This window comes from Agromyces sp. ISL-38 (assembly GCF_018613935.1).
In the GTDB taxonomy this organism is placed as follows: Bacteria; Actinomycetota; Actinomycetes; order Actinomycetales; family Microbacteriaceae; genus Agromyces.
Window position 1 is genome coordinate 41,357 of the sequence record NZ_JAGGPF010000009.1, and the last position, 21,231, is coordinate 62,587.

18 protein-coding genes are annotated in these 21,231 nt (G+C 68.2%); 3 read left to right on the forward strand and 15 right to left on the reverse strand.

Annotation, left to right across the window (positions count from 1 at the left end; all coding sequences use genetic code 11):
* The first annotated feature begins 3 nt into the window (after positions 1-3).
* Positions 4-1,287, forward strand: coding sequence for a GDSL-type esterase/lipase family protein (locus tag J7E25_RS07635; protein WP_214869443.1), 1,284 nt, complete (start codon positions 4-6; stop codon positions 1,285-1,287).
* On the opposite strand, the gene J7E25_RS07640 is transcribed toward J7E25_RS07635, so the two are convergent.
* The 11 genes from J7E25_RS07640 to J7E25_RS07690 all read right to left on the reverse strand — a co-directional run bounded on the left by J7E25_RS07640 (position 1,277) and on the right by J7E25_RS07690 (position 13,326).
* Positions 1,277-2,557 (reverse strand): acyltransferase, encoded by a 1,281-nt coding sequence (locus J7E25_RS07640; protein ID WP_214869445.1) that lies wholly within the window; start codon positions 2,555-2,557, stop codon positions 1,277-1,279. The two genes, J7E25_RS07635 and J7E25_RS07640, sit on opposite strands and share 11 nt — an antisense overlap.
* Positions 2,554-3,963, reverse strand: coding sequence for a hypothetical protein (locus tag J7E25_RS07645; RefSeq protein ID WP_214869446.1), 1,410 nt, complete (start codon positions 3,961-3,963; stop codon positions 2,554-2,556). Before J7E25_RS07645 ends, J7E25_RS07640 begins: the two co-directional genes overlap by 4 nt.
* Entirely contained in the window at positions 3,960-5,066 is a 1,107-nt protein-coding gene (locus tag J7E25_RS07650; RefSeq protein ID WP_214869448.1) for a glycosyltransferase, read from the reverse strand. The genes J7E25_RS07645 and J7E25_RS07650 overlap by 4 nt, the downstream gene beginning before the upstream one ends.
* A complete protein-coding gene (locus J7E25_RS07655; RefSeq protein ID WP_214869449.1) occupies positions 5,063-6,292 on the reverse strand; it encodes a lipopolysaccharide biosynthesis protein in 1,230 nt (409 codons plus the stop codon). Before J7E25_RS07655 ends, J7E25_RS07650 begins: the two co-directional genes overlap by 4 nt.
* Entirely contained in the window at positions 6,289-7,368 is a 1,080-nt protein-coding gene (locus J7E25_RS18310) for a glycosyltransferase (RefSeq protein WP_214869451.1), read from the reverse strand. The genes J7E25_RS07655 and J7E25_RS18310 overlap by 4 nt, the downstream gene beginning before the upstream one ends.
* Position 7,369: 1 nt before the next feature.
* The gene (locus J7E25_RS07665) at positions 7,370-7,900 is read right to left on the reverse strand and encodes an acyltransferase (protein ID WP_214869453.1); all 531 of its coding nucleotides are present in this window, start codon (positions 7,898-7,900) and stop codon (positions 7,370-7,372) included.
* A gap of 65 nt (positions 7,901-7,965) precedes the next feature.
* A complete protein-coding gene (locus tag J7E25_RS07670) occupies positions 7,966-8,499 on the reverse strand; it encodes an acyltransferase (protein ID WP_214869454.1) in 534 nt (177 codons plus the stop codon).
* Entirely contained in the window at positions 8,496-9,896 is a 1,401-nt protein-coding gene (locus J7E25_RS07675; RefSeq protein ID WP_214869456.1) for a polysaccharide biosynthesis tyrosine autokinase, read from the reverse strand. The genes J7E25_RS07670 and J7E25_RS07675 overlap by 4 nt, the downstream gene beginning before the upstream one ends.
* On the reverse strand, positions 9,893-11,020 hold the full coding sequence (locus J7E25_RS07680) for a glycosyltransferase (protein WP_214869458.1): 1,128 nt from the start codon (positions 11,018-11,020) through the stop codon (positions 9,893-9,895). The genes J7E25_RS07675 and J7E25_RS07680 overlap by 4 nt, the downstream gene beginning before the upstream one ends.
* A 33-nt stretch (positions 11,021-11,053) precedes the next feature.
* On the reverse strand, positions 11,054-12,415 hold the full coding sequence (locus J7E25_RS07685; protein ID WP_214869459.1) for a polysaccharide biosynthesis tyrosine autokinase: 1,362 nt from the start codon (positions 12,413-12,415) through the stop codon (positions 11,054-11,056).
* 188 nt (positions 12,416-12,603) lie between these two features.
* Positions 12,604-13,326: a hypothetical protein gene (locus J7E25_RS07690; protein ID WP_214869461.1), complete on the reverse strand. Its 723-nt coding sequence runs from the start codon at positions 13,324-13,326 to the stop codon at positions 12,604-12,606.
* A gap of 204 nt (positions 13,327-13,530) precedes the next feature.
* On the opposite strand from J7E25_RS07690, the gene J7E25_RS07695 reads away from it, so the two are divergent.
* Complete coding sequence (locus tag J7E25_RS07695) at positions 13,531-14,532, forward strand: GDP-mannose 4,6-dehydratase (RefSeq protein WP_214869462.1); 1,002 nt, start codon at positions 13,531-13,533, stop codon at positions 14,530-14,532.
* Entirely contained in the window at positions 14,529-15,476 is a 948-nt protein-coding gene (locus J7E25_RS07700; protein ID WP_214869464.1) for an NAD-dependent epimerase/dehydratase family protein, read from the forward strand. The genes J7E25_RS07695 and J7E25_RS07700 overlap by 4 nt, the downstream gene beginning before the upstream one ends.
* A 24-nt stretch (positions 15,477-15,500) precedes the next feature.
* Here J7E25_RS07700 and J7E25_RS07705 read toward each other — a convergent pair whose 3' ends face one another.
* The 4 genes from J7E25_RS07705 to J7E25_RS07720 all read right to left on the reverse strand — a co-directional run bounded on the left by J7E25_RS07705 (position 15,501) and on the right by J7E25_RS07720 (position 21,154).
* Positions 15,501-17,228 (reverse strand): DUF4012 domain-containing protein, encoded by a 1,728-nt coding sequence (locus tag J7E25_RS07705; protein WP_214869466.1) that lies wholly within the window; start codon positions 17,226-17,228, stop codon positions 15,501-15,503.
* A gap of 128 nt (positions 17,229-17,356) precedes the next feature.
* On the reverse strand, positions 17,357-19,045 hold the full coding sequence (locus tag J7E25_RS07710) for a DUF4012 domain-containing protein (protein WP_214869467.1): 1,689 nt from the start codon (positions 19,043-19,045) through the stop codon (positions 17,357-17,359).
* 175 nt (positions 19,046-19,220) lie between these two features.
* Positions 19,221-19,979 (reverse strand): HAD-IIB family hydrolase, encoded by a 759-nt coding sequence (locus tag J7E25_RS07715; RefSeq protein WP_214869468.1) that lies wholly within the window; start codon positions 19,977-19,979, stop codon positions 19,221-19,223.
* Positions 19,976-21,154: a heparan-alpha-glucosaminide N-acetyltransferase domain-containing protein gene (locus J7E25_RS07720; RefSeq protein WP_214869469.1), complete on the reverse strand. Its 1,179-nt coding sequence runs from the start codon at positions 21,152-21,154 to the stop codon at positions 19,976-19,978. Before J7E25_RS07720 ends, J7E25_RS07715 begins: the two co-directional genes overlap by 4 nt.
* Positions 21,155-21,231: the final 77 nt, after the last annotated feature.

The window sequence follows — 21,231 nt, forward strand, 5'->3', positions numbered from 1 at the left end:
TCCATGGCTGAACGAAGCGTCCGCAGCGTCCGCGCACGACGAGCACTCACGGCGCTCGCAGCCGTGGCGAGCCTGCTGCTCGCCGGCTGCGTCCCCGTCGACGCCACCGAACCGGTGCCTCGCTCAGATGGTCCGGGGGCGGGCCGCCTGGTCGACTACAGCTTCGGCCACACGGCGGCGGTGGCGAAGCAGTTCGCCGACGCCCCGCTCGACGCGGTGCAGCGCCTCCCGTTCACGCTCGCGGCCGACGCCACGAGTTTCCGCATCCACGTGCGCAACTGGAACTACCTCAGCGATGAGCCCGTGCAGGGCGCGCTCGAGATCACGGGCGTTTGGATGGGCCGGCAGGGAGACGACCCCGAGAGCTCCGCCTACGCCGAGAAGCCTGCCTACGTGGCCGAGGGCGGCCCCATCACCGACGGCGCCACGTACACGAGTCCCTGGATCTCCGCGAGCGATGTCCCGCTCGACGCGGAGACGCCGATGCTGCTCTCGGTGGGGCTGCGTGCCGACACCGGCATCCCCCTCGCGGTGACGGGCGGAGTCTCGTGGCTCGACCTCCTCGGCGCCTCGAAGCTCGGCGGCGTCGAGGACGCCCTCGGCACGTGGAATCCGAGCGCCTCACTCCTCGACATCTGGATCGAGCACACCGTCGCGCCCGATACGCCGGTGCTCTTCTCGATCGGCCACTCGCTCAACGCCCCCGGCAACGTCGACCCCGTTGCGAGTCCGCATGAGGGCGAGATCACGTCGTGGCCGCAACAGTGGGCCCGGGCGGTGGGTGGCGCGGCCTCCACCCTCGCGGTCTCCGGCGCGTGGACCACGAGCTTCGGCCCGGAGTCACCGAAGTGGATGACCTACGCCGGCGCGGTTCCCGACTACGTGAGCATCTGGAGCAGCTCGAGTGACCTCGCATCCGGTCGCACGCTCGCCGATGTGCAGGCCTCGATGCAGGTGCTCGTCGAACGTGCACGAAAGCTGTGGCCTGATGCTCGCATCATCGGTTTCACGGAGCCGCCGCGCTCGAACAAGGCCGACGTCGACGCGTCGCGCACTGCCTACAACACCTGGATCCGCACGAAGCCGCTCGGCCTCGATGCGGTGGTCGACGCCGACGCGGCCCTCACCGATCCCGCCGACCCGCTGGCACTCCAGGCGGGCATGACCGCCGACGGCGCCCACTTCAACGCCGCCGGCCACGAGCTGGTGGCCAGCCTGTTCACCGAGGCGGTCGAGGCCCTCGAAGGCAGCGGCCCGGGCGGGGGCGCGGCGACCGTCACACCGTGACGGTCTCCTTCACCTTGCCGCGGTCGCGGACGCCGACGCGCTTGCGCGCCGCCAGCAGTTGGGCCGGCCGCTCGATCAGCCAATAGGTCACCGTCGCGATCGCGATGCTCAGCACGGTCACCAACGCGAAGCTCTGCAGCGCGCCGAGCGGGGTGTCGGTGCCGTACCATCCCAGCCGGATGACGGTGAGCAGCACCGGGTAGTGCCACAGGTAGGTGCTGAGGGAGATGAGTCCGACGTAGTGCAACGGCGGCACGTCGAGTGTCGATGCGACGACCGGCACCCGGCCCTTCGAGGTCGGCAGGAGGAGCGCGAGGAACAGGCCGGCGGATGCCACTGCCACCGCGGTGCTGATGAACCTCGGCAGCACGACGAGGGCGATCGCGGCGAACAGGATCGCGAAGATCGTCACGAGCACCGCCACCGTACGCACCCGCAGCTTGCCGACGTGCGTGAGCACGCCCTTCTTCGCTGCGATGAAGACGACGACCGCCACCATCCCCGCACCGAAGTTGTCGGACCAGATGAAGAAGCTGCGTGAGAACACGCCGAGCCAGTTGGGGCCCCACTCCGCATCGAGGAGCGTCAGGTCGGAGAAGGCGAAGGCCACCGCACCGAGCACGCGCATGAGGATGCCGAATGCGAAGAGCACGAGACCCGGCATTGCCGCGACGAGGTACCGGTTGCGGCCACCGCGGTTGGCGACACGGGCAGCGAGGAGTGCGATCAGCGGCAGCACCGCGTAGAACGTGATCTCGACCGTGAGGGTCCACGATGAGTTGATGCCCGTCTGCAGCTCGCTCGGCACGTAGTTCTGCATGAGCGTGAGGTGCAGCAGCACCTCGAACGGGTTGGTGATCGTGCCGGTGCCGTCGTCGGTGTAGGGGACCATCGACTCCATCGCGTTGTGGAGGAACGAGCCGGCGAGCACGTAGTTCGCGACGAGGAAGATGGCGATGTAGGCCGGATAGACCCGGAAGGCCCGGGCGAGGTAGTAGCTGCGCAGCGACGGCGTGTCGCGTCCGTCGATGATGCGGGTGGCGAACGGCCAGTAGATGAGGAAGCCCGAGAGGGCGAAGAAGATCACGATCACCTGCCCGGCCAGATCGAGATGGGTCTGTGCCATCACGGCGGGAGCGACGGCGCCGAGCGTGTGCACCATGATCACGGACAGCGCGAGCACCCCGCGCATGCCATCGAGGCCGATCAGGCGACTGCGAGGTGCGATTCGCGGCGCGCCGGACACCGCCGTCTCAGTGATGCCGGTCATGTCAGAACCTCCCGGGTTCGTCGGATGCTGCGCGGCAGCTCATCCCGCTCGGTGACGGGAATCGCCACCGGGTGGGTCAGGTAGTTGTCGGAGGTCGGCAGGTTCGCGAGGAAGAAGGCGAAGAGCGCCGCCACCGAGGGAATCGTGATCACCGGGAAGTCGAGTTGCAGCGCGACGAGCGTGAACCCGATGAATCCGGCACCGATGAAGCCGTGGCGGGCTTCCGATCGTCGGAGCCCCCGATAGGAGAGCACGAGGCCGTAGATGAGCACGGCGCAGAAGAACAGGCCCACGATGATGCCGCCCCGGTACACGGAGAGGAGCGGCGCGTTCGCCACGTGGTTCACCGCCATGCCCACGGATCCGTCGCGGAACTCGATGCGGCCCCAGCCGAGCCCGAACAACCAGTTGCCGTCCATGTGCTTGGGGTAGTCGCGGAGGGCGTCGGCGCGCGCCGAGGAACCCACGTCGTTCGACCCGAAGGAGCCGAGGATGCGCTCCTGGATCGCCGGGATCGCGAGCAGTACTGCACCGACGATCGCGGCGAAGCCCACCATGCGCAGCTTGCCGCCGAAGCGCATGTTCTGCACGGCCAGGAAGATGAGGAACGCGACGCCGATCGAGAGCAGTGCCGACCTGCTCAGCGTGAGCGTCATCGCGAGCAGCACGATGCCCGTGAACACGACCTGCCAGAGCCCGCGGAACAGCGCGAGGGCGAGCAACACGCCGACAAAGAGGAACAGCCCGCCGGCGTTCGGGTCGACGTAGGTGCCGGTCAGCCGCACCGTCATCTCGCCCTCGCCGACGACGTAGCGCAGGTTGGTGCCGCCGGCTGTGCCGTACCCGAGGAACGAGAGCAGGGAGAGCATGTTCCCGGCACGATCGAACAACAGCATCGCCAGTGCGAACAGGCTCGCGCCGACCGCCCCGAAGACGTACCAGCGGCCGACGAGGTCGAGCCGGTCGGGCTGGAGCCGGAGCAGTGCGAAGAGGGTCGAGGTGGCGATGAGCCACTTGGAGAACTCGGTGAGGTCGTAGCTCGTCGAGAACGTCACTGCGAGCGAGAGTACGGAGGTCACGACGAGCCCGAGCACCCACCACTCCATGCTCGTGAACGGGCGAGAGTGGCCCGACGGGAGCTGGAGCACCGCGGTCGCCCCGATGCTCACGCCGAGCAGCAGCACGAGCGGGAGCGGCGACGACGGCAGCACCCCGAACGGCACCGAGGCCAGGCTGAAGGCGTAGGCGCAATAGATCCACAGCGGCCGGCGGAGCGCGACCCAGATGCCGAGCGGGAACCCCATCGCGAGCAGCGCGATGATGCGGGGCCCGGGCGCGGCATCGCTCGCGAGGAACGCCGCGACAAGCGGTGTCATCGCGGCGAAGATCCAGACGACGATTCTCATGGGGCCAGCCATTCGCCCACGCGTGCGTGCGGCATCTGCCGCTGCCATCGGTCCTGGTTCAGGTCGTAGAGCCGGTCACCTTCCGCCGCCGCGGCGGCGCGATCGACCAGGAAACGCCGGCACTGCTCCACGAAGGCCTCGCGGCCGTCGTTCGTGCCGATGCCGAAGACCGGCGCATGCGAGCCCAGGGCGGCGGTCGTTCCGACCACCGGAAGACCGCGGCTCGCCGCCTCGAGGAGCTTCACGCGCACGCCGCCACCCGTGAGCACGGGCGCGAGCAACGCGCGACAGGAGTTGAGCACCACCTCCAGGTCGTCGGCGAAGCCGAGATCCGTCATCCCGTCGGGCAAGGCCTTCGGCGTGGAGCCGGGCGCCCGCTTGCCGACGACGACGAGCTCGGCCCCGGGGATCCCGCGCGCGATGTCGGGCCACCACTGCACCAGCTGCTCGAAGGCCTCGTGGTTCGGCGGCCATGTGCGATCGCCGAGGAAGACGAGCCGGGGGTCGGATGCCGCGATCGGCGCCTTTCGCGCCGGCGGCAGGGTGATGTCGAGCCAGTGCACCCGGCCGACGCCGCCGCGCCGGTAGAAGTCGACTTCCTCCCGGTCGTACGTGCCAACGGATCGGGCCGATCGCGCGGTGCGCAACTCGTCGGCGACGATGCGTGGCGCCTCGATGCGCCCACCGAGTCCGCGGTTCGCCCGCCACACGATCGATTCGGAGTTCACGGTGTTGAGCGCGAGCGGCGTCACCCCTCGGTGGCGCGTTCGGAGGAACGACTCGACCATGTAGTTGTGCTCGGCCACGAAGAGGTCGGGCTGCCGGCGGTCGATCTCCGCGCGCAACGCCGCGACGTCGAATCGCGAATGCACGACGCTCCGCCGGTGGCGCAGGCTCCGCAGCATGAGCTTCGGCAGCGACACCGGCGGCTTCGGCACACGTGTCACCGTCGAATCCGGCGACGGCTCCCCTGCACGCGAGAGGCAGATCGAGTCGACCGAGAGCGAGGCGCGGGCGAGGTCCATCACGAGGCGGGCGAGCGCGATGTCGCCGCCGTGGTCGATCGTCGGGTCCTTCGCGAGCAGGAAGGTCGCAACTCTCATCGCGGCCACCCTTCGACGATCGGCGGCAGGAGGCGCACCGGCTGCTCGGTCTTCTCCGGCGACGTGAGGCTCAGCTCTGGAGACCACGAGTAGACGACTCGGGAGTACCAGATGACGAGCACGAGCTCCGCGACGATGCTCGCGAACGCCGCACCGAGTGCGCCGAGCCCGGCGAAGGCGAGGAGCGTCAGCAGCCCGAGCTTCACCGCTCCGGCGATCCAGCCGGCGGCGACACGATGGCCGTCGCGGTGCTGTACGTAGAGGATCGTCGTGAGCACGAGGGAGGTCGAGCGGAGCACGACGAAGAAGCTCATGGCCACGAGGACCGCTCCGACGTTCTCCTCGTTTCCGAGTGCCATCGCCACGAGCCCGACGACCAGCACGGCGCCCCCGAGGAGCACCGAGATCACGACCGTGACGGCGGGCTTCGGACCCACGCCGGGGTTGCCGCCGGCGCTGCGGAGTCGCTCATGGTAGGTGTGCACGAACATCTGCGCGAACGCGGATGCCGCGAGCGCGACCACCGACACGAGCGAGTACGCTCCGGCGACTTCATCGTTCGTGAGGATGCCGAGCAGCAACACGTCACCCTGCAGGTAGAGGGCGAGCGCCATGGCGTCGAACCAGAGCAACAGCATCTCGCGCAACGATCCGGGCACCGCCGCACGGCTGCCCCGTCCCTGCAGGATCGCCATGACGAGCACGACGACATAGGGAATGCTGTACAGCGCCACCGTCATCTCGAGCCGCGGGTCGGGCACGGTGAAGAGGTAGGCGGCGGCGATCGCGACGGATGCCGCCTGCCGGATCGCGTCGTACCGCATGACGACGTTCGGATGCCCGTCGCGAAGGAAGGAGCTCTTCACGCTGTTGAAGAGGATCTCGCCGCCCGCCACGATGAAGGCGAAGCCGACGATGAAGCTCGGCAGGAACAGCGCGCACCCCACGATGAGCAGTGCCGCGCCCACCCAGACGCGGGTGGCACGTTCGGACCTGAACGTCTCGTCGCTCACGCGCAGCGAGCGTACGAGGAAGATGTTGTCGAGGGGGGCGGCGATGATGGCCGAGATCGCGTAGGCGATTGCGTAGGCACCGTAGTCGCCGAGACCGAGCGAGAAGATGAGGAGCGCGGTCCACAGCAGCCCCATGACCCGCCCGCCGAGCACCCAGCCCGAGGCGACGCCCGCCTTGATGAGGTTCGGGCTGAAGAGTCGGCTGAGGATCATCCTGCCCTCCAGATCTCGAGATAGTCGTCGATGACGCGTTCCGCCGCGTGATCCGTGCGGAGACGATCAGCCTCGGCCTGCAGCTCGACGAGGCGACCTGGATCGTTGAGGAGCTCGTTCGCCGCGGCCGCGAGCTCTGCCGCGCCGCCGTCGACGACCACCGCACCGCCGTCCTCCGCGAGCTCGCGGAGGGCACCATGTCCGCGGCACAGCACGGGGGTGCTGTACGCCATCGCGCGACTGACGGTGCTCGCCGCCGGGAAGGCCTCGCGACCGTAGATGTGGCGCGGGTTGTAGGGCACGAGCAGCAGCCTGATGGAGTTGAAGAAGGCGTCCTCGTCGTCGTCGAGCACTTCGCCGAGGATCTCGACACCGTCGAGCGGCGGCAACTCCTCGGTGCCGCGCCCTGCGATGCGGATCGTGATCTTCGGATCGAGGTGCTCACGCAGGTCGGCGAGCACGTCGAATCCCTTGCCCCGGTAGACGTAGCCGAACAGGCCGATCGCCATCGGCCGATCGGTGACGGGGTCGAGATCGGGCCGCTTCGGCACGAACAGCGACGACGACGCGATCGTCGACCCCTTCATCACCACGGCGAGCTCGCGTGCGCCGGTGCGACTGAGCGCGACGAGGGTGCGTCCCCGGTTCACCTTCGTCTCGAGCCGGGCCAGCGGCCGGCGGAACGTGTAGTGGATCCCGTGCCCGAGGATCCTGATGCGTGCGGCGATGCGCGTGCGGAACGGCCACCACACCGTGAGGGGCGGATCGTGCACCGTCGACGTGACCTGCACGCCGCGAAGCCCGAGGGGACCCCAGAACGGCAGCAGCGCCCCGCCGCTCTGTTCCGTGTGCACGATCGTGTGCCGATCGGAGTCGCGCACGATCCTGCGCACCTCCCGGCACTGGCCCAGAAGTTGCCGGAGGGTCGCCCATCCCGGCCCGCGGTGCCGGAACTCGACGGTCTCGCCGAAATGCGGCCGCACTGCGTCGATGAACTCGTCGGCATAGTCGCCGACACCGCTCTCCCCTGCCTTGGGAGCGATGTAGACGAGTCGAGCCTGGCTGAGATCGATCACGTCAGAAGAACGGGGGCTTGTAGGTCGGGCGGTAGGCGAGGGCCGATTCGCGCTGCCCGCGCACCTTCGCCGGGACGCCGGCGACGATGTCCATCTCGGCGACGTCGTCGCGCACGAGCGACGTCGCACCGACGACGGCGCCCCGCCCGATGGTCACATCGGGCAGCACGGTCGCACGGCTCGCGATCCACGCATGGTCGCCGACGACGATGGGCAGCAGCGTGTACTCGAAGGTGTCGGAGTCGGGGAAGTGGGTCCCGGTGATGAAGTGCACATCGCTCGCGATCACGACGCTGTTGCCGATCGTGAGGCCGCCGCGGGCGTCGAGCAGGCAGCGGAAGCTGATCACCGTGGCTTCGCCGATGCGGAGCTTGTCGATGCCGAGCACCGTCGTCCCCCGGAAGACCGAGGTGTCCTTGCCGATCTCGGCACCCCACAGGCGCAGCACGCCGAGGCGCAGCCAGTGTCCCGGCATGTAGGTGATGAAGAAGTTGTAGAACACGACGCCCAATCGGTCCCAGACTCGTTTCACGATCGATGCCCCTTTCGCTGTTTCGGTGGATGTTGCACGTTCGGTGGCTGCTGCGAGCTCGGTCATCAGAACAGCTTCGGCCGGTACACGGGTCGGTAGGTGAGAGCCGACGTGCGCACGGCCACCGGCTTCGCCGGAATACCGGCGGCGATCTGCATCGGCTCGACGGATCGGCGCACGAGCGAGCAGGCGCCCACGACGGCGCCGCGGCCGACGGTGATGCCCTCGAGCACGGTCGCCCTGCTGGCGATCCACACGTAGTCCTCAATGAGGGTGGGCTCGAGCACGTAGCCGAAATCGTCGGAGTTCGGCAGATGATGGCCGGCGATGAAGTGCACATCGCTCGCGATCACGACGTTGTCGCCGATCGTGAGGCCACCGCGGCCGTCGAGCAGGCAACGGAATCCGATCACGGATGCCTCGCCGATGCGGATCCCGTCGATGCCGAGCACCGTCGTTCCGCGGAAGACGGCCGATTCCGCGCCGATCTTCGCACCCCACAGGCGGAGCACGGCCTGCCGCACCCGATGCGACGGGAAGTGCGTGAAGAAGTGGTTGAAGAGCACGACCCCTGCGTGCTCCCACAGCTTGCGGATCATCCGGATACCCTTTCCCTGCGGCTCGGCCGCGTCGCTCGCATCGAATCACCGATGGTGGCGGCGATCTCCTCCATGGCGTCGACACCGATCGAAGGCTGGTCGTTGACGAGGATCCCGACGAGCGTGCCACTCGGCTCGAGCGCGTCGATCGCCGCCGTCAGGTGTGCTCGACGAAGATGGCCGGCGCGTGCCACGAGCACGGTCGAGCCGACGACGCTCGCGAGCGCTGTCGCGTCGGCGGTCGCGCTCGCCGAACCACCGTCGATGACCACGTCGTCGAATCGATCGCAGAACGCGTCGAGGATCGCTCGCATGCGGACGGAGCCGAGTACGTCATTGGAGTTCGGCGGGATGGTCCCGGCGGTCATGACGAAGAGCTCGGGCACCTCGTCCCACGACCTGGCGGCGTCGCGTTGATTCGCCGCTCCGATGAGCACGTCGGTGAGGCCGGGCGCCGGCGGCATCCCGAGCAGATCGAAGATCTCGGGGCTCCGCAGGTGGGCGTCGACGAGGAGCACGCGGCGTCCGAGTTGCGCGATCGCGAGCGCGAGGTTCACGGCGGCGGTCGTCGTGCCCTGCTCGCCCCGCGCACCGACCACGAGCACACTGCGGTTGCGCGCCTCGAACCCGAAGAACTGGAGGTTCGTGCGCAGGCTCCGGAACTGCTTCGCGACGCGGCTGTCATCGTCGAGCGCGATCGTCATGAGGTCGGCCTTGCGGTCGCGGGCGATCGTGCCGATGACTCGCAGCGACGTGACGGCCTGCACGTCGCGCAGTCCGCGCACCCGTGCATCGAAGCTATGCCGGAGCAGCATCACGCCGAGTCCCATGACGAACCCGACCATCCCACCCACCGACACGGATGGTACGAGGTGCGGGTAGGCGGCGGCGACGGGAATGCCGGGGTTCTCGACGACCGTGACCCGCAGCGCACTGCCTTCGGCGGTCATCTCCGACTCGAGCTGCAGCTCGATCACCTGCACGAGCTCGCGTGCGACCGCACTCGCGATCGCGGGCGCCTCGGTGTTGAATCGGCTCGCGGCGACGATCTCGATCAGCAGGCTGTCGGGCACCGGCGTCGCCGTCACCCTCGAGGCGAGCTCCTCGACGCTCGCGTCGAGATCGAGTTCGAGGGCGACGGGGCGCAGCACCGCCGGCGAGCTCACGACCTCGGCGTAGGACTGCAGGCGCTGGCGCGCGTAGATCGTCAGCGCGAGGCTGTCGAGCGGCGTGTCGGCTTCAGTCGAGGTGATGAACACGCGAGCGGTCGCCTCGAACCTCGGCGTCGCGAGCAGAGCCGTTGAGAGCCCGCCGAGGAGCCCGAGCCCGGTGAACATGACCAGCACGGGCCAGCCACGTCCGAGCACGGCGATCACTCCGCGGAGGGCGAGTCTCATTGCATCACCATCGGTGCCCTGGGTGCCATCGGTGCCATCGCGGCGATCGCGTCGCGGAGCGCCTCATGGAATCGCGCCTCGGAGAACCGGTCGGTCGCCGCGAGGATCGACTCGCGGTGCCAGTCCGTCACCTCGATGCGATCGAGGGCGTCGCGAATCGCGCCCGGCGTGGGCTCATCGAAGAAGACACCGGTCGTGCCCTCGATGACCGTGTCGAGGAATCCGCCCCACCGCAGCACGGCGCTCGGCTTGCCGAATGCCGCGCCCTCGATGGGCGTGAGCCCGAAGTCCTCGTAGCTCGCGGCGACGATCGCACGGCAGCGGCGGTAGAGCCAGTGCAGCTGCCCGTCGGTCAAGTCTTTGAGCATCGTGACGTTGCGCGGCAGCCGGTGCGCGAGTCGTGCTTCTTCGGGGCCGGAGCCGACGATCACGAGGCGACGCTCGGGTGTCTCGGACACGGCCTCGATGATCCGATCGACGTTCTTGTACGGCAGCAGTCGCGAGATGCACAGGTAGAAGTCCTCGCCGACCCCGAGCACGGGCTCTTCGGGCTGCGTCGTGTCGATCGAGTGCGGCGCGGAGAGCACCGACGCAGTGATTCCGTACGCATTGAGGATCCGGTCCTGCACCGCCGACGAGATCGCCAGGTAGCGAGCAGCGGATGCCGCGGCCCGACGGTCCCAGGCGCGAAGCGCCGGCCCCGCCGTCGCGATGATCGCACGCTTCACTCCGCCACGATCGCCGAGGTAGACGTCGCTCTGGTAGAGCCAGCGAGCGGGTGAGTAGCAGTACACGAGCTTCTGCCCGTTGGTACGGAAGCCGTGCGCCCAGCCGCTGCTGCTCGTGAGCACGATGTCGGCATCGATCGTGATGGAGTTCGACACGAACGGCAGCGCGAGCAGTGCGCCGCGGTGATTACGCCGGAGGGGGCCCACTGCATTCAGCGCGGACGGCCGAACGTCGAGTGACGCGAACTCGGGGAACGTGCCGGCTGGCTCATAGAGCGTGGTGTAGATCGGCGCGTCGGGGAAGGCCCGCGCCATCGCGAGCACCACCTTCTCGGCGCCACCTCGTTGCGTGAGGTAGTCGTGAGCGATCGCCACTCGGGTGCGGCTCTCTGGCATTTCGGTCTCCCATACGTACCCCCCATTTGTGACCTACTTCTCCACATACTCGTACCCGTAGGCGCCGTACGAATCCGGGCCTCGAGTCGGGAGCATGTTCACTACCAGTCCCAGCACCTTGGCATCGATGTTCTCGAGTCCCCCCAAGGCGTGTGAGAGCTGGGTCGTACGTGTGAGCCCGACGGCGCACACCACAAGTGCGCCATCGGTGACCTTGCTGAGCACGGCGGCGTCGGTCACCGGCAGCAGCGGTGGCGCGTCGATGATGATCTGCTCGAACTCGCCGCGGAGCGTTTCGAGGAGCTCGGCCATCGAATCCGACCCGAGCAGCTCGCTCGGGTTCGGCGGTCGCGAGCCCGACGGAAGCACGAACAGACGCCCCTCTTCACCCCAGGGCTGGAGCGTCTCGGTGAGCGTCGCGCGGCCGACGAGCACGTCGCTGAGCCCAACGCCGCCCTCGACGGCCATGTACTCGGCGACCTTCGGGCGCCGAAGGTCGGCGTCGATGAGCAGCGTCGACTTGCCGGCATCCGCGAGTGCGATCGCGAGATTCGCCGCGATCGTCGACTTGCCCTCTGAAGCAAGCGACGAGGTGACGACGAGCGCTCGGCTCCTGGCGCCGAAGTCGATGAACTGCAGGCTCGTTCGAAGCGACCTGAATGCCTCTGCTCGGGGACTGCGCGGCCCCGCGTGCACGGTGAGCGGCTGCTTCGCGGCGGTCGGATCGAAGAGGAAGCCTGCGAGGACGGGATGCTTGGTCGTGGCTGTGACATCGCGCTCGCTGTGCACACGGGTATCGAGTGCCTGGCGCGCGAAGGCGAATGCGAGGCCGGCGATGAGCCCGAGCACCCCGCCGACGACCATGAAGAGGGGGATCGACGGCGACGTCGGGCTGTGCGGCTCCATCGCTCGCTTGACCACCGTGAGGTTCACGAGGGCACTGTCATCGCCGACCTGCTCCTCGAGATCGTCGATGACGACGTCGCGCAAGTGATGCGCCACCGAGTTGCTGATCTCGGCCGCCTCTTCAGCAGTCTCGCTGGAGGCGACGATCTCGATGAGCACCGTGTCGGGGATGACTCGCGCGCTGATCGCGCCGGCGAGCGCCTCGGCGCTTGTGTCGAGGTTGAGTTCCTCGATCACGCGGTCGAGCACCAAGGGGTCGGTCGTCACTTCGACATACGACTGCATTCGCGCTTGCGTGTAGCTCGAACCCTGGAATGCCTCGACCGCCGAGCCGACGGACTGCGTCGAGACGAAGATGCGGGTCGTGGCCTGGTAGATCGGGGTGGCGGTGAAGGCGAGCACCGCTGCGACCGCGAGCCCCAGCGCCGTCAAGATGACAACGCTCAGCCAACGTCGTCGCAACGTGTCGACGAAATCCCGCAACTCCACAGACCGCACCCCTTCCGCCCACGAGGCAGCTCATTCCGCGCCGACAGCACTCATCGGCACGAACAGGCGCCGTCCCCCCAGCGTTTGCTGCGGTCACCTTCGATCGCCGTCTTCGGCAATCTGCGAACGGCCGCTCAGAGAGCGGCCGTCCCGTGTCTGACTCGTAGTGTATCCGCCCCTGAGGGGTGTCAGCGACCCGCGAGTTCGGTCAGCGCGTTCACGATGTCATCAACCGACTTCGAGATCGTGTCGGCCACTGCCGTGTAGACATCTGCCTTCCTGCGATAGGGATCGGCGATATCAAAGGCCTTGGCGTCGGACGGCGGCGGAACCATTCCGCGCCGACGGCTCGCACGAGTGCTCGTCAGCCGAAGGAAGGTAGCGACATCGGGTGCCTCGAACTGGGGGGTCGAAGCGTCGACGGGCAATGCCCGGAACGAGTCGACGACGCGAGCGTACTCCACGAGCGTGAACGCCTTCGTGACGAGTCTCGGAGCGAGCTTCACTGCAGCCCTGCGGTGCTCGCGCGTCATGCCGATCACGAGATCGACGTCTTCGAGCAGCTCGGCGGTCAGCGCCGTCGTCGTGTGCAGCACGGGCGGGGCACCGAGTCGCCGCAACTGGTCGGCGACCTCGGCCGGCTGCTCGAGCGCGGCATCCGTCGCGGTACCGGCGCTGCGCACGGCGAAGGGCTTCGACTCGGCCCAGAGCGCGTCGTCGCCTGAGGCACCCTTGGGCCACGACGAGCGAATCGCGCGTTCGAGACGATCGCCGAGCAGGACCTCGGCCATGGGCGAACGGCAGATGTTCCCGGTGCACACGAAGAGCACGACGAACGGCGCGATACCGACGCTCGAGGGGGATTCGGATCGGTCGAGTCGGGGCTCGAACGCGAGGTGCTGCGAGGACATGGGTTACACAATAGGCCACGCGCGACCCACGTTCGCGGGTGATTCTCACTGCAGACGATACGGAGGCTTTCCTCCGTATCGTCTCATCGCGCGGCACTGACTAGGAAGCGCATGCCCGCACCCTGCATACTGTCCGTACAATCAAACACCCACACGTCAATGCCGACAGGGTCACGGGGAACCAACCACAGCAAGCGGGGAGCGATGGCAGGCGAACGCAAGGCACTTCTGACGGGAATCACGGGGCAAGACGGCGGCCACCTTGCCGAGTTGCTGCACGAAGAGGGGTACGAGGTCTTCGGAATCATCCGCGGGCAGAACAACCCGCGACGTGAAACGATCTCGCGCGAACTGCCCTACGTGCGTCTGATCGAGGGCGACCTCACCGATCCCACGTCCATCGTGCGGGCGGTCGAGGCGTCACAGCCCGACGAGCTCTACAATCTCGCGGCGATCAGCCACGTCGGCTATTCGTTCAAGAACCCGACGCTGACCGCCTCGGTCACCGGTATGGGCGTGCTCAACGTGCTCGAGGCGGTGCGCGTCACGGGCCTTGCAGGAACCACGAAGGTCTACCAGGCGTCGACGTCGGAGATGTTCGGCGGCCTCGACTACAACCGCCCCGGCGCCGGCTACAACGAGGACTCGCTGTTCCACCCGCGCAGCCCTTACGGCGTCGCCAAGCTCTACGGCCACTGGATCGCGAAGAACTATCGCGAGAGCTACGGCATGTTCGTCGCGTGCGGCATCCTCTTCAACCACGAGGGCGAGAAACGCGGCCTCGAGTTCGTCACGCGCAAGATCACCAACGCCGTCGCGCGAATCAGCCTCGGGTTGCAGGAGACGATCGAACTCGGCGACCTCTGGCCGAAGCGCGACTGGGGCTACGCCGGCGACTTCGTGCGCGGCATGTGGCTGATGCTGCAGCACGAGGTGCCCGACGACTTCGTGCTCGCGACCGGCGAGACGCATTCGATCGAGGAGTTCCTCACCCTCGCCTTCGCTGAGATCGGCATCGACGACTGGCGGCCGTACGTCGTGCAGAACCCTGAATTCATGCGGCCCGCCGAGGTCGACATCCTGCTCGGCGACCCCACCAAGGCGGAGCGAGAGCTCGGATGGACGCGCGAGGTCGACTTCCCGGGCCTCGTCTCACGCATGGTGGCGCACGACCTCAGCCTGCAATCGTCTGCCGTTCGGGTATGACGAGGTCGACCTCAGGAAGCCCGACACTCAGGATCACGATCACCGGAGCCGACGGCTTCGTGGGCCGGCATCTGGCTCGCGCCGCGACCGCCGCCGGCCACCATGTCATCGGCATCGGCCACAGGCCGCTGGACGATCCCACGCTCGACGGTTCGCTCGACGAATCGCACGTGGCCGATCTTCGCGAGGGATGGCCTGACGACGCACTCGGCGACGTCGTCGTGCACCTCGCCGGCCGCGCCGCAGTCGGGCCGTCCTTCGACGACCCGCAGGGCTATATCTGCGACAACAGCGCGATGGTGACGAGCCTCGGCGAGGCCATCCTGAAGCGCCCCCGCGACGAATGGCCCCGAGTCGTGCTCGCGAGCACGGGTGCGGTCTACGACGCGAGCGGTGAGGCGACCCCGCGCACGGAGCAGTCGCCCATCAGGCATGCGTCGCCGTACGTGGTCAGCAAGCTCCTCGTCGAGAGCCAGCTGCTCTACTATCGCGAGCGCAGCATGGATTGCGTGATCGTGCGCCCGTTCAATCACATCGGGCCCGGGCAGGCGGGCGGATTCCTCGTGCCCGACCTCACCGAAGCGCTCGCTGCCCTTCCGGCCGATGAGCCGCTCCTGATCGGCGATCTCGACACCCAACGCGACTACACCGATGTGCGTGACGTCGTCGACGCCTACCTGCTGCTCGCAGCGGCTCCGACCACGTCAGAGGTCATCTACAACGTCGCGTCGGGTCGCTCGCGTGCCGGCATCGAGTTGCTCGGCTACATCTGCGAATCGCTCGGACGCTCCGTGCCGCGGCTCGAGATCGATGAGCGCCGCATCCGTGCCACCGATGCTCGAGTCATCGTGGGGTCGGCCCACCGGCTCCGTGACGAGTTCGGCTGGGAGCCCAAGATTCCGATCCGCCGATCGGTCGAGGAGTTCGTCGCGTCACGTCGGTGACGGCACGGCCGCACGAGCAGGCGATCACCCGCACGGGGCATCCTGCAACGTGACGGTCATCGGGTTGATCATCGGCGTGCTGCGCACGATCGTCGGACCGTACGCCTTCTCCCCCGGCACGCCGGCGAAGGTCGCTCGCACGACGCCCGCCTGGCCGCGCACGAGGTCGATCGTGAACTTCACCGCGGGCCGGCCGAGATCGTCGACGATCGGCCCCGTCGCGGTGGCCGTTCCCGCTTCCAGCACGGCCGCCTCGACGACAGAGCCCCCGACCGGACCGTAGGCGAACACCTCGGTGCGGTTGAAGTCGTACAGCTCTCCCTCTACGAACACCGGAAGCTCGATGCCCGGCGGGAAGTCGAACCAGATCCTGGTCTCGACGGTGTAGCCCGGCGCAGCGGCGTCGCACGTGTTCGTGGTCACCACGGTCTCTGCATGGAGATAGAAGTCGGCCTTCGACGACGAGCGGTCGCGGAAGTACACGCCGAGCACCGTCTCGGGGTCGTTCGACGTCGGCAGGGTGCCCTGCAGCCGTGTTCCGGCGGTGAGCGCATCCGTCTCAGGGTCGGAGCTCCAGACCATGAGGCTGCCGTATTCGGCCGCGCGACTGAGCGCGTCGGCCATCGCCCAGAGATCGTAGTCGGCGGCCATCACCCGGGTGAAGACCGCGTCAGCGGCCCGCTGGAAGAAGTCGTCGGCCTCGGTCCGGCCGTCGTACAGGAAGTACGCCTGGTTCAGCAGCAGGCTCACCGCATTGCCGGAATCGAGCACCTCTCCTGACGACACGGTCACGGGTCCGGTCACCTCGAGGATCATCGCGAGCGCGATCGGGTCGAGCGAGATGATGCCGTCGGGCCGGATGCCGCGGATCCGCTGCCACTGCGCGCCGAGGATCGCCGCCGCGGTGGGGAGATCGGGCCGGCTGAATGCCCCATTGATGTGAGCCGTCAGGATGTCGTCGTAGAGCAGACGCGCGCTCTCGTCGACGGCGACGTCGGCCGGCACGCCCTGGGGGAAGTCGTAGCTCGTCACGTGTTCGACGACCGTGACGCTCCCGTTGTCGACGCTGAGCAGTGTCTGCGCGGCAGGCCCGCCACCGAGCGCCGCCAGTTCCGCGTTGTTGAGGAATGCCAGGACGATGGTCGCCGGTCCGTCGACACCGAGCAAGGCACTCAGTCCCGCGACCCCGGCCCCCGCCTGGTCGAGCAGGTCCGTCATTTCGCCGAGCATGTCCTCGTACTGTGCAACGGCCTCGCCGACGGGTACCAGCGTGAGCTCGGTGTTCACGCCGGCGAGCGCCGTCGAGGCATCCGACACGTTCCGTTTCGCCGCGTCGAGGATGTCTCGTGCGGCCGAGATCGGTGCCGTGTCGAACACACCGGTGACAGGGTCGCGGATGAGCGTGAACGAGCTCACGAACTCGACTGCCGGCGACACGACCTGGCGCGAGAACCCGTCGACACTCTCGGCGACGATGCGCACGGCGCGGAGGTTCTCGCCGAGCACCGGCACGGACTCGCCTGCGCGCCACAGCGGACTCTCGGTGTGCTCGACGGCACGGGCGGTCGACTCCTCGAGGTCGTCGGCGAGCCGAGGCAGACTCTCGGTGTCGCGTTCAGCCGCCGCGACCTGGAGCCGGGCGGCGCCGGCCTGCGCGTCCTGGAGGTCGTCGCGCACGGCGAACGCCTCGAAGGCGAGCACGGCGCCGCAAGCAGCCAGCCCGAGAAGCACGGCGCCGATCGAGGTCGGCACCCAGAAGCGTGCGGTGCGGAACCATGGACGTCGGGTACGGCAGCGGTTCATGCGCTCTCGCCCACCCTAACCCCGGCACCAGGCAGAGCATGAGGGGGTTGATTACCGCATTGGGTCGGGGGCGGGAATCACCCGCACGGGGCATCCTGCATCGTGATCGCGATCGGGTTGATCATCGGGCTGCTGCGCACGAGGGTCGGCCCGTACTCCCCCGGAACGCCCGCGAAGGTCGATCGCACGACGCCCGTCTGCCCCCGCACGAGGTCGACCGTGTACTTCACCGCGGGCCTGCCGAGATCGTCGACGATCGGCCCCGTCGCGGTCGCGGTTCCCGCTTCCAGCACGGCCGCGTTGCTGACGGATGCACCGACCGGACCGTACGCGAACACCTCGGTGCGGTAGAAGTCGAAGAACTCGCCTTCGACGAAGTCGGGAAGCTCGATGCCCGGCGGGAAGTCGAACCAGATCCTGGTCTCGACGGTGTAGGTCGGCGCATCGGCGTCGCACAAGTTCGTGGTCACGACCGTATCGGCGTGAAGGTAGAAGTCGACCTTCGACGACGAACGGTCGCGGAAGTACACGCCGAGCACCGTCTCGGGGTCGTTCGTCGTCGGCAGGGTGCCCTGCAGCCGCGTTCCGGTGGTGAACGCCTCAGTCTCGGCGTCGGCGCTCCACATCATGAGGCTGCCGTAATCTGCCGCGTGCACGAGCGCGTCGGCCATCGCCCAGACGTCGTAGTCGGCGGCCATCACCCGATCGAAGACCGCAGAGGTAGCTCGCTCGAAGAAGTCGTCGGCCTCGGTGTGGCCGTCGTATCGGAGGTACGACTCGTTCAGCAGCATGCTGACCGCGTTTCCCGAGTCGAGCACCTCTCCGGAGGAGACCGTCACCGGGCCGGTCGCCTGGAGGATCATCGCGAGCGCGATCGGGTCGACCGAGATGACGCCGTCGAGCTGGACGCCGCGGATCCGCTGCCACTGCGCGTCGAGGATCTTCGCGGCCGTCGGGAGGTCGGGCCGGCTGAAGGACGCGTTGATGTTGGACGTCAGGATCTCGTCGTACAACATGCGCGCGCTCTCGTCGACCTCGACCGGGGCCGGTGTGCCCTCGGCGAAGTCCCAGCTCGACACCTGCTCGACGACCTCGACACGGCCGCTGTCGACCGTGAGCAGCAACTGCGCGGCCGGCCCGCCGCCGAGGGGTGCCAGTTCCGCGTTGTTGAGGAACGCCAGGACGATCGTCTCCGGCCCGTTGATGCCGAGCAGAGCACCGAGCGCACTGATTCCCGCCTGCGACTGGTCGAGCATGCGCCCCATGTCGCCGAGCACGCCCGCGTACTCGTCGACCGCCTCACCGACCGGCTGCAGCGTGAGATCGGTGTTCACGCTGTCGAGCTCGGAAGCGGCATCCGACACATTCTGCTTCGCCGCGGCGAGGATGTCTCGTGCAGCGGAGACCGGCGAGGTGTCGAACGCGCCGGTCGCAGGGTCGCGGGTGAGCGTGAATGAGCTCGCGAGCTCGATTGCCGGCGACACGAGCTCGCGTGATAGACCGTCGACGCTCTCGGCGACGAACCTCACTCCACGCAGGTTCTCGCCGAGCACGGGCACGAACTCGCCGGCGCGCCACAGCGGACTCTCGGTGCGCTCGACGGCGCGGGTGGCCGAGTCCGCGAGTTCGTCGCCGAGTTCGGGAAGGCTGGCCATGTCGCGCTGCCCGGCGGCCACCTGCAGCTGCGTCACTGTTGCCCGCGCGTCTTCGATGTCGCCCCGCACGGAGTACGCGTCGAGGGCGAGCACGGTGCCGAAGATGAGCACTGCGAGCAGTGTCGCACCGAGAGCCGTCGGTATCCAGAAGCGTGCGGTGCGGAAGCGCGATGGACGTGGTCTGCGGCGGCGGTTCATACTCTCCTCACCCTAACCTCGGCGACGGACTGCTCTCGTTGGATCGGCCCATCACAAGGCCCTGTGGCCCCCGAATTGGGGCGGCGAGCTACGCCGCCCTGGCTTCGACGAGCTCGTCGATGACGTCGACGGTGGCCTCCCACCCGTCGACCGCGATGCACGCGACGCCGAGCAACTTCACCGGGTAGTCGTTGCCGGCCGGGTCGAGCCGGTCGCCGATGAAGAGCATGTCGGAGAGCGGCACTGCGGTCGCTTCGGCGAGCTTTCGCATGCCGTAGGCCTTGTCGACGCCGCGTCTCGTGATGTCGATCGACGTCGATCCGCCCGAGCGCACCTCGAGGTCGGGCAGGTCGATCGCGACGGCAGCACGCAGCGTCGACTTCTTCTCGCCACTTGGGTCCCATGCGGCCTTCGCGTCGACGGGCGCGGTCTGGCCGAGAGCCGAGAACGTGACTTGCGATCCCCGGTCTTCGAGGATCGGGCCCCAGGTCTGCGTCTCCCAGTACCCGAGTGCCCGTGCGTGGCCCTCGACCGAGGTGAGCGCGCGGGTCTTCTCGTCGTCGGTCAGCGTCTCGGCGTACTGCTCGCGCCACTCGCCGCCCACGTATCGCAGATACTGGGTGCCGCACGTCGGCATGAGGTGCAGGCGCTCGAAGCGCACGGATGCCGCGTCGCCGAGCCGATCGAGCACTTGGGCACTGAACTGCCCGAAGTGGCCACCCGAGATGATGCATACGTCGGCGACGTCGAGCAATCTGGTGAGGGCGTCGACCATGGCGGGTTCGAGCGGTGATTTCGACGGCGCAAGGGTGTCGTCGAGATCGAAGGCGATGAGTCGAGGGGTCACTGGTCTCCATTCAGTCTTGGGAGGCTGGCGGGCTGGTCGGCGGCGGGCGGGGCGTCAGAGCTGCTTGCTCGGCTCGCTCGGCCCTCGGGGCTCGCTCCCATGGCACGGCTCCGGCCGCTCGCCCAGCGCAGCAGTCGCTCGAGCGGACCGCGTCCGAGGTAGCGGCGCCAGAGCCACGCGAAGAGCATCGAACCGACGATGAGCCCGATGAGGAGCGGCCACGAGTCGTCGGTGATGATGCCGTCTTCCTCACGCACGGCCAGCCCGATGATGACGAGGTGGATCGTGTAGATGCTGAGGGGCATCGACCCCATCGCGGTGATCGGCGACAGCAGCGTGGCGGCCACCCGGCGCACGGCCGGCCTGGCGAGGGCGGTCAGCGTGAGCATCGCGGCGACGATGAGCGCCCCGACGCCGACGTTGCCGAGCGTCTCGAGCGAGGCGCGCAGCGGCACCGACCATGCCATCTCGGCGACGATCTCGGGCGCGGGCAGCAGTGTCGAGATCGGCAGGAACACGGATGCCGCTGCGGTGCCGACGAGCGCCGTGACGCCGATCACTCGAGCCGACGTGAGGTCGTGGCGGGCAAGCGCGAGGCCGACGAGCATGACGGAGACCCACACGATCACGGGGTAGGCGCCGCCGACCGCCCAGTCGGCGAGGAACTTCAGCGGAGTCTGGCGCACCGCGTTCACGAACTCGCTGCGTGCGCCGATCGAGGCGAGCGCCGGGGTCACGGCGAGCAGGGCGATGCCCACGCCGAGCGTGACGCGCCGCGGGAGGAAGACGAGCGGCAGCATCACGAGGAAGGCGACGCCGTAGACGTCGAGGATGATGAACACGAGCGGGTTCAACGTCGACCAGATCAGCATGCCGAGCGCGATCAGGATGACGGCGCGCACGGCGATCTGCCGGCGCAGTTCGCCACGCCCTTCGGTGATGGGTCGCGTGCCGCCCGACATGAAACCGAGGCCGATGCCCGCCGTGAGGGCGAAGAGCAGCCGGGGCCGCTCATCCGCGAGCGCGATGAACTCCGCGGCGGTGATCGCCTCGACGGCCGGCGCGACATGCGCGATGAACATGCCGATGAGCGCGAGGCCGCGGGCCGCATCGACACCGTCGATGCGGCGTGGCAATGGTGCCCTCGCCGTCGCAACGGGCCGCACGCTCGTCATGGAGCAATCCTCGCACTCTCGATTCCTCGGCAACCGGGAGAAGACAGACCGAAGGCCCGGATCACTGTGCGTCCGGG

Excerpts from the sequence above, each read along its gene's own strand:
- J7E25_RS07640 (WP_214869445.1), bottom strand. The coding sequence starts at position 2,557 with ATGACCGGCATCACTGAGACGGCGGTGTCCGGCGCGCCGCGAATCGCA.
- J7E25_RS07680 (WP_214869458.1), bottom strand. The coding sequence starts at position 11,020 with ATGCCAGAGAGCCGCACCCGAGTGGCGATCGCTCACGACTACCTCACG.
- J7E25_RS07675 (WP_214869456.1), bottom strand. The coding sequence starts at position 9,896 with ATGAGACTCGCCCTCCGCGGAGTGATCGCCGTGCTCGGACGTGGCTGG.
- J7E25_RS07635 (WP_214869443.1), top strand. The coding sequence starts at position 4 with ATGGCTGAACGAAGCGTCCGCAGCGTCCGCGCACGACGAGCACTCACG.
- J7E25_RS07695 (WP_214869462.1), top strand. The coding sequence starts at position 13,531 with ATGGCAGGCGAACGCAAGGCACTTCTGACGGGAATCACGGGGCAAGAC.
- J7E25_RS07700 (WP_214869464.1), top strand. The coding sequence starts at position 14,529 with ATGACGAGGTCGACCTCAGGAAGCCCGACACTCAGGATCACGATCACC.
- J7E25_RS07670 (WP_214869454.1), bottom strand. The coding sequence starts at position 8,499 with ATGATCCGCAAGCTGTGGGAGCACGCAGGGGTCGTGCTCTTCAACCAC.
- J7E25_RS07690 (WP_214869461.1), bottom strand. The coding sequence starts at position 13,326 with ATGTCCTCGCAGCACCTCGCGTTCGAGCCCCGACTCGACCGATCCGAA.
- J7E25_RS07655 (WP_214869449.1), bottom strand. The coding sequence starts at position 6,292 with ATGATCCTCAGCCGACTCTTCAGCCCGAACCTCATCAAGGCGGGCGTC.
- J7E25_RS07645 (WP_214869446.1), bottom strand. The coding sequence starts at position 3,963 with ATGAGAATCGTCGTCTGGATCTTCGCCGCGATGACACCGCTTGTCGCG.
- J7E25_RS07720 (WP_214869469.1), bottom strand. The coding sequence starts at position 21,154 with ATGACGAGCGTGCGGCCCGTTGCGACGGCGAGGGCACCATTGCCACGC.
- J7E25_RS07650 (WP_214869448.1), bottom strand. The coding sequence starts at position 5,066 with ATGAGAGTTGCGACCTTCCTGCTCGCGAAGGACCCGACGATCGACCAC.